Annotated in this window: 10 protein-coding genes; 1 reads left to right on the forward strand and 9 read right to left on the reverse strand. The window is 39.6% G+C overall.

The annotated features are described in order from the left end of the window. Positions 1–181: 181 nt before the first annotated feature. Positions 182–1,420 carry a diguanylate cyclase gene (locus tag QZ488_RS19340; protein WP_293751819.1) on the reverse strand — a complete coding sequence of 413 codons (1,239 nt, stop codon included), beginning with the start codon at positions 1,418–1,420 and terminating at the stop codon, positions 182–184. A 63-nt stretch (positions 1,421–1,483) separates the two neighbouring features. Next, a complete protein-coding gene (uvrD, locus tag QZ488_RS19345) occupies positions 1,484–3,652 on the reverse strand; it encodes a DNA helicase II (protein WP_293751821.1) in 2,169 nt (722 codons plus the stop codon). 118 nt (positions 3,653–3,770) lie between these two features. Here uvrD and cysE point away from each other — a divergent pair, with 118 nt between their 5' ends. After that, on the forward strand, positions 3,771–4,550 hold the full coding sequence (cysE, locus tag QZ488_RS19350; RefSeq protein WP_293751823.1) for a serine O-acetyltransferase: 780 nt from the start codon (positions 3,771–3,773) through the stop codon (positions 4,548–4,550). 43 nt (positions 4,551–4,593) lie between these two features. Here cysE and QZ488_RS19355 read toward each other — a convergent pair whose 3' ends face one another. The 7 genes from QZ488_RS19355 to QZ488_RS19385 form a co-directional block, all read right to left on the reverse strand. After that, positions 4,594–5,310: an HAD-IA family hydrolase gene (locus tag QZ488_RS19355; RefSeq protein ID WP_293751825.1), complete on the reverse strand. Its 717-nt coding sequence runs from the start codon at positions 5,308–5,310 to the stop codon at positions 4,594–4,596. A 32-nt stretch (positions 5,311–5,342) separates the two neighbouring features. Further along, on the reverse strand, positions 5,343–6,239 hold the full coding sequence (locus QZ488_RS19360) for a tyrosine recombinase XerC (RefSeq protein ID WP_293751827.1): 897 nt from the start codon (positions 6,237–6,239) through the stop codon (positions 5,343–5,345). 272 nt (positions 6,240–6,511) lie between these two features. Beyond that, on the reverse strand, positions 6,512–7,177 hold the full coding sequence (locus QZ488_RS19365; RefSeq protein WP_293751829.1) for a DUF484 family protein: 666 nt from the start codon (positions 7,175–7,177) through the stop codon (positions 6,512–6,514). A 21-nt stretch (positions 7,178–7,198) separates the two neighbouring features. Beyond that, positions 7,199–8,029: a diaminopimelate epimerase gene (gene dapF, locus QZ488_RS19370; RefSeq protein WP_293751831.1), complete on the reverse strand. Its 831-nt coding sequence runs from the start codon at positions 8,027–8,029 to the stop codon at positions 7,199–7,201. A gap of 167 nt (positions 8,030–8,196) precedes the next feature. Then, on the reverse strand, positions 8,197–9,447 hold the full coding sequence (lysA, locus tag QZ488_RS19375; RefSeq protein WP_293751833.1) for a diaminopimelate decarboxylase: 1,251 nt from the start codon (positions 9,445–9,447) through the stop codon (positions 8,197–8,199). Between the two features lies 1 nt (position 9,448). Beyond that, complete coding sequence (locus QZ488_RS19380) at positions 9,449–9,619, reverse strand: lipoprotein (protein ID WP_293751835.1); 171 nt, start codon at positions 9,617–9,619, stop codon at positions 9,449–9,451. Positions 9,620–10,127: 508 nt separating this feature from the next. Next, positions 10,128–10,637, reverse strand: a complete 510-nt coding sequence (locus tag QZ488_RS19385; protein ID WP_293751837.1) for a phosphatase PAP2 family protein — start codon at positions 10,635–10,637, stop codon at positions 10,128–10,130. Positions 10,638–10,765: the final 128 nt, after the last annotated feature.

Genomic DNA, 10,765 nt, shown 5'->3' on the forward strand with positions numbered 1-10,765 from the left:
AACGAAGGTAGGCGAATAAATGGCCCAGCCCGAAGGGTTTTCCTCAAAACGCACTTACTCGGCGTTGAAACCTGTTTATTTGGATGACCAAACTTCACAGATTTCGCCTTGATTAAGTACATTTTGAGGAAAATCTCGGTGACATATGAAAGATCAACAGCCCCTAGTTACAGTGTTGGTATTAATCACCTATTACCAAGTTTCTGCCGTTATTTTTTGCACGATATAGATGTTCATCGGCCAAACTTAACATTGCGTTTATGCCGCCTTTACTTTTGTGAGTTAGACCTATGCTCACAGTGCAAGACAAGCTTTGTTTTTCAAAAGTGAGTGATTTATTCTCGATAGCTTGTCGGAAGTTTTCCAATATCTGCAACACTTGTTCGGGGTCAGTATTTGAAAAATAAACGCAAAACTCTTCACCACCAAATCGTGCAGCTGTGTAATCTACAAAATACTCTGCGACTAATTTAGCAAGTTCTTTCAAGGTATAATCACCACAATCATGACCATAGGTGTCATTCACGTTTTTGAAATGATCGATATCAATAATTGCTAGGCTTTGGGACTTTGGAGTGTATTTTTGAATAGCGGTGACTCGGGTGAAAAAATGCCGTCTGTTTGGTAAACCAGTTAAATAATCCGAGTTGGCAACTCGTTTAATGGTTTCAATATTTTCCAAACGCTCAACATTTTGCATTATCCGGCAGAAAAACTCTTCGTGGCAATAAGGTTTATGCAAGTAATCAGTTGCACCACTTTTAATAAACCGTGCTGACAATCCACTTTTGGTATCCGAAGAAATGCCAATGATACCGAGGTCATCTTTGGAATAAGATTTTCGTAGTTCAGAAATCATCTGAATACCAGACATGCCAGGCATATTTTCGTCTATTATTGCCAACTTAATATTCGAATTAGTCTTCAATAATTCAATACCTTGTTCAGCATCAGCGGCTTCGAAGGTAATAAAATTGTGCCGTCTTAGTAAGGCTGTCATTGAATGTCTGCTGACTCTAGAGTCATCAACTACCAACACCCCGACCCTTTTATTTTTATCTAATCTATTTAACAGACGTGTCAGGTAATCATATACCTGAGCATTTTCTTTGGGGATGTAATCCACCACATTTTTATTAAGAATAGTAGTTCTGGTTGATTCATCGAGTGAACCAGTTACTACTATTGTGGGTAAAAAAGAATCAATCGCAAAGTCAATAGCCTCACCATTTGGCGCATCGGGTAAATTAAAGTCGACTACGGCACATAAGTATTCTTCTGGGGCTGAACTGGAAAATACATGTTTGGCTTCCACTAAGCTAGTGGTACAAACTGGGCGCAATTTAGCCTTGGTAATAAGACTACGCATAAGTGTCATACTCGTTTTGCTGTCTTCAATTATTAATACTTTGCGTTGCATAGGTTAATATCTAATAGTAAAAATTTAATTTAGCAGATTAATTCGTATCTAGCTCTGGGGAAATTAGACTTTCTCTAATTTTGCGAATGACATAACTAACCATTTACTGCCAAATTCATCGAAGTTAATTTGTACTCTCGCATGTTCTCCACTGCCCTCATAATTCAACACTGTGCCTTCGGCAAATTTAGGGTGCGATACTCTTTCGCCTAATTGAAAGCCCGTTGATTCGAAAGCTGTATGTCCCGTGACAGGAGTGAATCTATTTTGTACCGGTCGGGATATGGTTGTTCGCAAACGTACTTCTTCGATGCAATCAGTGGGGATTTCTTTAATAAAACGAGAGGGAGTGTGATATTTATCCTGACCATAGACTCGCCTGTTTTCGGCGTAAGTAATATATAATTTTTGCATGGCTCGAGTCATACCCACATAACAAAGACGGCGTTCTTCTTCTATTTTGCCGGGTTCTTCGTTACTCATCTGACTTGGGAACATACCTTCTTCTACCCCAACCAGAAACACTAATGGGAACTCTAGCCCTTTTGCAGTGTGTATAGTCATCATTTGTACTGCGTCTTGATGGCTATCTGCTTGATTGTCTCCGGCTTCAAGGGATGCATGGGCTAAGAAAGCAGACATAGGTGTCATGTTGTCTGCCTCTTCAGGCACCACAAATTGTTTGCAGGCAGTGACCAATTCTTCCAAGTTTTCAATTCTAGCTTGGGCTTTTTCACCTTTTTCTGCCTTGTACATAGCAAATAAGCCAGAGTGTTTGATGACATGATCAGCTTGTTGTTCTAAAGGCAGATCTGTTACGTCCTGAGCTAGTTGTGTGATTAACTTGGTAAATGCTGTGAGAGCATTCGCAGCACGGCCAGTGAGGCGATTTTCTGCGAGTATTTGTATACTGGCATCCCACATGGATAATTCTGCATCACGGGCTAGTTCACGAATTTGTGATAGGGTTTTATCACCAAGACCTCGAGTTGGGGTTTTCACAATTCGTTCAAATGCAGCATCATCAATAGTTTGATTAATTAAACGTAAATAACCCAGTGCATCACGAATTTCCTGACGTTCAAAGAAACGCAGGCCTCCGTATATTCGATAGGCGATAGACTCTTGTAATAATGCTTCTTCTAGAACACGAGATTGAGCGTTATTACGATATAAAATGGCACAATCAGACAAGGCATTGCCGTTATCTCGCCATTCTTTTATTCGTGATATGTTAAAACGCGCTTCATCTAACTCATTAAACCCGGCGTACAAAGAAATAGGTTCGCCTTGACTATCTTCTGTCCACAGTTCTTTACCTAGTCGCCCTTGGTTATTATCAATAACAGCATTGGCCGCTTTTAATATGTTGCCTGTGGAACGGTAGTTTTGCTCAAGCCTTATGGTTTTCGCGCCCTTAAAGTCTCGCAAGAAATGCTGAATGTTTTCTACATTTGCTCCACGCCAACCATAAATGGATTGATCGTCATCACCCACTATAATCATATTGTTGCTTGGTGCAGCAAGTATGCGTAACCAAGCATATTGAATGTTGTTGGTGTCTTGAAACTCGTCAACCAAAATCGCTCTAAAACGTTTTTGATAGTGTTGTAGCACAGACGGATTGTTTAGCCATAACTCATGAGCTCTGAGTAATAGTTCAGCAAAATCAACTAACCCAGCTCGGTCACATGTTTTCTGATAGGTCTGGTAAATTTCACGCATTTTTTGTTGCGTCGCATCACCATGTGTTTCGATATGCTGTGGGCGTAGCCCCTCGTCTTTATTGCCGTTGATATACCACTGTACATGTTTAGGCGCCCAGTGTTTTTCGTCAAGGTTAAGGCTTTTAAGTACGCGCCTAATCAATCGGTATTGATCGTCTGAGTCTAAAATTGTGAAGTTTTCTGGCAGATTCACGTCAGCATGATGGGTGCGTAGTAATCGATGAGCGATACCGTGAAAGGTGCCTATCCACATACTATTAAGAGCACTGCCCTGCAATTGTTCTATTCGGCCACGCATTTCTTTGGCGGCCTTATTGGTAAAAGTCACCGCCAAAATACCGTATGGGGCAATACCTTCAACTTCCATTAACCATGCAATTCGATGCACTAAAACCCGAGTTTTACCGCTACCAGCACCAGCTAGAATTAGCATGTCAGAAGCAGGAGCTGCCACTGCATCACGTTGTTTGTCGTTTAACTGTTCAAGAAGTCGAGATACATCCATTACACAAAAATATATATTAGAAAAATATTTTTCCAGTATATCAGTAACACTGTATTTAAATACACTAAACTCATCCCAATATAAACAGGTATTACCTAATCCTAATTGCAGAGAAATTATGAGTATTGAATTCTGGCAGCAACTAAAAGACGAAGCAAAGCAACTTGTTGAGAAAGAACCATTGCTGTCGAGTTATGTGCATACTTGTATTTTGGCTCATCATAATTTCGAAACGGCTTTAAGTTTTATATTGTCTAATAAACTGGCTGATGATGTTATGGGAGCGCTTTCTGTCAGGGAAATGTTTGAACAATGCTATTTAATGCATCCTGAAGTAGTAGAAGCAGCAATTTGTGATATTCAAGCTGTGTTTAAGCGCGACCCAGCAGTGCGTTCTTTTCTGACAGTATTACTTAATTTTAAGGGCTTTCAAGCGATTCAAGTCTACAGATTAGCCCATCAACTTTGGATTGCTGGTCGAACGGATTTAGCTTTGTTTGTTCAAAGCCGCAATTCGGAAGTGTTCTCGGTGGATATTCATCCCGCAGCAAAAATTGGCCAAGGTGTCATGTTCGACCATGCGACTGGGATAGTGGTGGGTGAAACGGCTGTTATTGAGAATAATGTGTCGATTATGCAGTCTGTCACCCTTGGTGGGACCGGTAACGAAGCGGGTGATCGTCATCCAAAAGTCCGTGAAGGGGTAATGATAGGTGCCGGTGCTAAAATTTTGGGTAACATTAGCATAGGTGAGGGCGCTAAAGTGGGGGCCGGTAGCGTGGTACTTAGTGACGTGCCAGCACATGTCACAGTGGCAGGCATTCCAGCTAAAGTTGTTGGTAAACCTACCTGTCAAAATCCTTGTGACAGTATGCAACAAAATATTTTGGAAGATTAGAGGCTGTATACCTTTATAGGTTTTTAAACCTCCTGCTATTAAGTTATATAAGGTCTAGTAATTGAGATAATTTACTTAGCTGAATATGGGGTAAAACTGGGGCTTTTTCATTACGTATGTTCATGCTTCTATCTTCCGCATACCAGGCAGCCTGAAACCCTGCTTTAATCGCTCCATACACATCTTTTGGCAAGTTATCGCCTACATGTAAAATATTTCCATGAGGGATGTTTAGGTGGGCTTGTGCAGCATCAAACATGGCTATGTTAGGTTTCATGGGTAATCTCACGCTAGCTTTAAAACAGGCACTAAAATACCCTTCAAGCCCAATTTGGTTTGTGTCCACATTACCGTTGGTAATTGCCACTAAAGGTAGTTTATCCGACAATGTTTTTAATAAAGAATGAATGTTTCCATTTAATTTAAAGTTACTTCTTTGAAAATAAAAGTGTTCAAAACACCTATTGGTCGCGGTTTTTAACTCATTGCCCGACAAGCCTAATGCTTTAAAACCTGACTCAAGTGATAGTCGTCGCAATTCACCCATATCGTTTTTTAGCAGTGGTTTAGATAAAATATGTGCTTTTTGTTGAGACCGCCAAAAGCTCTTGTCTACTTTTCTAGTTGCAGGATATTGGTTGTGCATTAATTCAATCAATGACTGTTCTGCTTTAACAATCACACTTGTATTTTCATAAAGAGTGTCGTCTAAATCGAACGTTATCGCTTGAATGGGTTTAAGTTTTTTATAATAAATCATTTAGGACTATATGTTCTTTTAAGGTTGAAAGGTTACTTTGACTTCTTGGCTCTAGGGTGAGCACTGTCATATACGTGGGCCAAATGCTGAAAGTTCAAGTGGGTATACACTTGGGTTGTCGATAAGTTAGCGTGGCCTAATAATTCTTGCACCCCCCTTAAATCTGAACTTGACTCTAGAACATGAGTGGCAAAGCTATGTCTTAGTTTGTGTGGGTTAACAGATTGCTCTAGATTTTGCCGAGTAGCCCATAACTTCATACGTTTAGCTATCTGCCGCGTGCCAATTCTATTTTTGAGCATACTAACAAATAATGCTTGTTCGTCACTGGTTGCTAATTCTGGTCTAATTTTTTGCCAGATATTTAGAGCCTCCAAAGCAATCCGACCAATTGGTAATAGGCGTTCTTTATTGCCTTTACCTATGACCCTTAGTTGCCCATCAGGTTGAATACTTTTGATATTTAGATTAGCTAATTCAGATAATCGAAGGCCGCAACTATACATAAGTTCCATCATGGCTTTATCGCGTATAGCTAGAAGATCATTGTCTTTTATATCTAGCAATTGATGCATTTCATCGACATTCAATTGTTTAGGCAATGGTTTGGCTTGTTTGGGGGCTTGAATGGATGCTGCTGGATTCTGTGTTAGTTGACCTTGTTGAACAAGAAAGGCACAAAATCCACGGATTGATGATAAACGTAAGGCCATTGAGCGAGAACTGAGACCACTTTTACGCGCCTCGTTTAGGATATTTCGTACATCAGACGTATCGAATTTTTTCCAACTTTCTATATCAAGTTTAATAAAAGCTGCGCTTAACTGACGGTGATAATTATCAATCGAATTGTTAGCTAGGTTTTTTTCGTACCTCAAGTACGCCAGATATTTTTCTAACCAAGAATATAGGGGCTGTTGTTCTTTCATATATCCTCGAGACTGAGGTCATTTATTTGGATAGCAAGGCGTTTGCCTTAAAGTTTAGTTTTTCTAAACGAAAGGTAAACAACGAAGGTAGGCGAATAAATGGCCCAGCCCTTTAGGGTTTTCTTCAAAACGCCCTCACTCGGCGTTTAAACCTGTTTATTTGGATGGCCAAACTTCACAGGTTTTGCCTTGATTGAGGACATTTTGAGGAAAATCTCGGTGACATATGAAAAAACAACAGCCCCTATGCTTGGCTTTAACATTTTTATTGGTCAGTAAGTCAGCATTTTAGGCAGCATGATACCTAAAAATTGCTGCAGTTGCGTGATCAATAAAGTATCCATTTCAGGGTTGAAGTGTCCAGGATCTTTACTACCTATTGCTAAAATTCCAAGCTCACCTAAATCCCCAATGAGCAATAAAGCTACGGAATTAGCGTCTTGGTCAGCAAACAGTAACTTGCGTTCATGATCACTTAAACGACCAAAGAAAAACTTCTGTCTTTTAAACCGTTTTTCGATAAAAAGACGTTGTTGAATTTCAGGTAAGGCATGGGCACCTTTGAAAGGTTTTAAGCTTACAGATGCTAACTTTAGATTTTCTTGAATAACCTCTTCTAAAATAAATTTAAGATCGTCAAGATTAGTCGCCTTTAAAATGCGTAAATTCAAATCAGCATAGACACGATAAATGGCTTCATTTTGTTTAGCGATAGTAATTAATTGATTCAACTTATGGCTCAAACCTCTGACTTTTTTGCGTAGCTGTTCGCTTTGTAGCTCCACCAAGGACACACTACCTTTATGTGCATGGGGGATATTGATTTTCTCAATGAGTTGTGGAAACTGAACGAAAAAATCAGGATTTTCAAGCAGGTAAGCAGCTACTTGTTCAGCGGCAATTAGGTCTTCAGATTCATATGCAGTCGTTGTATCCATTTTATTTTTGCGACTCTTTACTCATAGGTTTATATATCCATCAAAAATATGCTCAGCGGCGCCAGTCATTTTTAATACATTGTCATTGCCTTGCCAACGTATTTTTAAACTTCCACCGGGCAAATCAACTCGTACATCTTTACTTAATCTATTTTGTAATTGACCTACGGCCACTGCAGCACATGCTCCGCTGCCACAGGCTAATGTTTCTCCTGCACCCCTTTCAAAAACACGTAGCTTAATATGACTGTGATTAATTATCTGCATAAAACCAACGTTTGCGCCTTCGGGAAAACGTTCGTGTTTCTCAAGCAAGGGACCCATTGTTTCAACATCTGCTGTTTGCACATCGTCCACCAACAGCACGCAATGTGGATTACCCATAGAAACTGCACCGCAAAAAAACGTTTGTTCTTTTGCTCTTAATATATAAACTTTTTCACGCTTATTGGCTTTGATCGGCACTAAGTTAGGTTCAAATTCGGGTACACCCATATTCACTGTAACCTGTCCGTCTTTCTCTAAATAGAGAACCATACGACCAGATTTAGTACTAACCACAATCTTATTGCGGTTGGTTAACCCCTTCATTTTTACAAAACGAGCAAAACAACGTGCGCCGTTACCGCACTGAGATACCTCAGTGCCATCTGCGTTAAATATTCTGTAATGGAAATCTTGGTCGGGATCATAAGGAGGCTCAACCATTAAAAGTTGATCGAACCCGATACCAAAATTTCTGTCTGAGAGTTGTTGGATCTTCTCTTTAGAAAAAAATACGTTTTGCGTTACATTATCAATAACAACAAAATCATTTCCCAGACCATGCATCTTTGAAAACTGGATTTGCATTGCGACTACTTAGCTAAAATTATTATTAACACGCACTGCTAAATACGTATTAAATATTCTAAAAATAGTTATATCATTTCAGTGAAAGACTGACTATGTCTTTAACTAGATACAGGCTAAATAATCGCATTATTTATTAAATTAATGTTTAAACGCTTGAGCAATACTTAAGTTGGTATGTGCTCACTCTCAAATAATTGCTCTATTTTCTCGCGTTCTCTGACTAAATGCATTTTGTTTCCATCAATCAACACTTCTGCGGCCCTACAACGGCTATTGTAGTTAGATGCCATAGCGAAACCATATGCACCTGCACTACGTACTGCCAGATAATCGTCAGGAGCGATAGTTAACTCTCGGTTTTTGCCAAGAAAATCGCCAGTCTCGCAAATGGGACCTACTATGTCGTAAACGGCTTTGGGTCTTTCAAGGCTCATATTAACAGGTATGATATTTTGCCACGCTGAGTATAGTGCGGGTCGAATAAGGTCATTCATCGCAGCATCAACAATAGCAAAGTTTTTCTCTGCACCTTGTTTTAGAAACTCGACCTTAGTTAATAACACACCGGCGTTAGCCATTATTGCTCGGCCAGGTTCGAATATCAGCAATAGTTTCTCTCTACCCTGCAACCGTTCGGCGATGGCTTGCGTATACTGGTCTGGATGAGGTGGTTTTTCATCGTCATAAGTGACACCTAAGCCCCCCCCTACATCAAGATGTTGTATATGGATTTGTTTTTCGTCAAGCTCATCAATTAATGCCAGCAATATATCTAACGCATCAACAAAAGGTGCCAGTTCGGTGAGTTGGGAGCCAATGTGACAATCAATTCCGACAACGTTTAAAAAAGGTAGGCTATGGGCATATTGATAAATTTCTACTGCTTGTTGCCGTTCGACCCCAAACTTGTTGTCTTTTAAGCCTGTAGATATGTAGGGATGAGTCTTAGCATCGACATCAGGGTTGACCCTAATCGAAATTGGGGCCTTTTTGCCAGATTGCTCTGCGACTTCATTAATACGCGCTAATTCACTACGTGATTCGACATTAAAGCACTTAATATTATGCTGTAAAGCTAGGGCTATTTCGGCATGTGTTTTTCCGACCCCTGAGAACACCACTTTACTTGGATCTCCACCTGCTTTTAACACGCGGGTTAACTCCCCCCCTGAAACAATATCAAACCCCGACCCTAGTTTGGCCATCACATTTAATACCGCTAAATTTGAATTGGCTTTAACTGCGTAACAAATTAAGTGAGGCTGACTACCAGCGGCCTTATCAAATGCATGCCAATGTCGTTCAATGGTCGCTTTTGAGTATACGTAACAGGGGGTGCCGTAAGTTTGCGCTACGGTTTCAAGGTCTACGTCTTCTGCGAACAGTTGTTGATTTTTATAGGCGAAGTAGTCCATATCAATCTTTTCCTTCTTCAACAGACTCAGTTGATGGTATTGAGTCCGGTATGGTGTTGTTTGTGACAGGCTCTTCAGGCAAATATAAAGCACTTTTTTGACCACAGGCAGTGAGCATGAATACTGCCAATAAAGCTAAGCCAACCAGTTTTACATTTATTCTATTTGCCATTATAACAACCCCTTAATTTTTAGGCCGTAATCATGTCATTACCGAGAGTAAAAACAAAGAGGGATGAGGCGTAGAATGGGTTATTTTATGCAATATGAAATAACCAAGATCAAAAATTGCAGCTGATTAACCGAAGGTTTGTTTTTAGTGCGCTATATTAACAATGAAACTTGGGGATATGATGATTGAATGAAGGCAGAAAACTTACTTGCCGACATAACTCTTAGGTATCCTTCCTTTGTTTTTCCAGCAACCAATCTATAAATCAATATATTGGAAGTTGAGGAAAACAGAATTCTCTCGGCTGTTTCACTTGTTTGCTAATTTTCAATAACGTCTAAATCTAATACTCGTACAAAAATATTTGTTAAGGGTTTATAAATGATTTTACATAATGTAAGTACTCACTACCTAAATTAACTACGTATTTATTGCTGCTCTAGCATTGGCAAAGTTTCCATTTCCCGTTTACTACTTAGATAATCAATTATTTGGCAGATGTTTTACCTTAAAATATTACTAAACTAATTCCGAAAATAGTCATTCCTAATAGTGCTCCAGCAAGGATGTCGCTGGGATAGTGAACTCCTAAAAGCACTCTAGAGCCACCTATGCAACATGCCCACACATAAGCTAAGACACTTAAGCTGGGGTAAAAATAGGCTAGTAAAGATGCCATTAGAAAGGCCGCAGCAGTGTGACCAGAGGGTAAACTAAATTTGTCTGATGGCACGATATGGGCTCTGAATTCACTCATGTGAAGACAGGGGCGTTCTCGTTTTAAACTATTTTTCAGCGATAAATAAACAGGAATTTCTAACATGTAAGCTAATAGTCCGGAATAAAGAAACAATGCTCCATTCTTTGGTTCCAACCACCAAAGCATTACGCCAAGTACAAGATAAAGATGGCCATCACCTGTTTTTGATATCCATTTTATCCAACGGCAATCTCTATTGTTTGTAAGGTTAAATACCCAATTGAACAACGCTTTGTCATGTTGTGTTAAGGATTTCATTGAAAAGGCCTATACCGAAATTGACATACAAGATCGTATGTTGGGACTATGTAACCTCAATCCTGTTTAAGCAATGGAACTAAATGCCTGTTCCAAGATCAGATCTTTCGACCAAAAAACATCTGATT

Origin of the sequence: uncultured Paraglaciecola sp. (assembly GCF_913020055.1) — a bacterium.
Taxonomy (GTDB): domain Bacteria; phylum Pseudomonadota; class Gammaproteobacteria; order Enterobacterales; family Alteromonadaceae; genus Paraglaciecola.

Coding starts and splice junctions, on each gene's coding strand:
- QZ488_RS19380 (WP_293751835.1), bottom strand. CDS start 9,619: ATGGCAAATAGAATAAATGTAAAACTGGTTGGCTTAGCTTTATTGGCA.
- lysA (WP_293751833.1), bottom strand. CDS start 9,447: ATGGACTACTTCGCCTATAAAAATCAACAACTGTTCGCAGAAGACGTA.
- QZ488_RS19385 (WP_293751837.1), bottom strand. CDS start 10,637: ATGAAATCCTTAACACAACATGACAAAGCGTTGTTCAATTGGGTATTT.
- dapF (WP_293751831.1), bottom strand. CDS start 8,029: ATGCAAATCCAGTTTTCAAAGATGCATGGTCTGGGAAATGATTTTGTT.
- cysE (WP_293751823.1), top strand. CDS start 3,771: ATGAGTATTGAATTCTGGCAGCAACTAAAAGACGAAGCAAAGCAACTT.
- uvrD (WP_293751821.1), bottom strand. CDS start 3,652: ATGGATGTATCTCGACTTCTTGAACAGTTAAACGACAAACAACGTGAT.
- QZ488_RS19355 (WP_293751825.1), bottom strand. CDS start 5,310: ATGATTTATTATAAAAAACTTAAACCCATTCAAGCGATAACGTTCGAT.
- QZ488_RS19365 (WP_293751829.1), bottom strand. CDS start 7,177: ATGGATACAACGACTGCATATGAATCTGAAGACCTAATTGCCGCTGAA.
- QZ488_RS19360 (WP_293751827.1), bottom strand. CDS start 6,239: ATGAAAGAACAACAGCCCCTATATTCTTGGTTAGAAAAATATCTGGCG.
- QZ488_RS19340 (WP_293751819.1), bottom strand. CDS start 1,420: ATGCAACGCAAAGTATTAATAATTGAAGACAGCAAAACGAGTATGACA.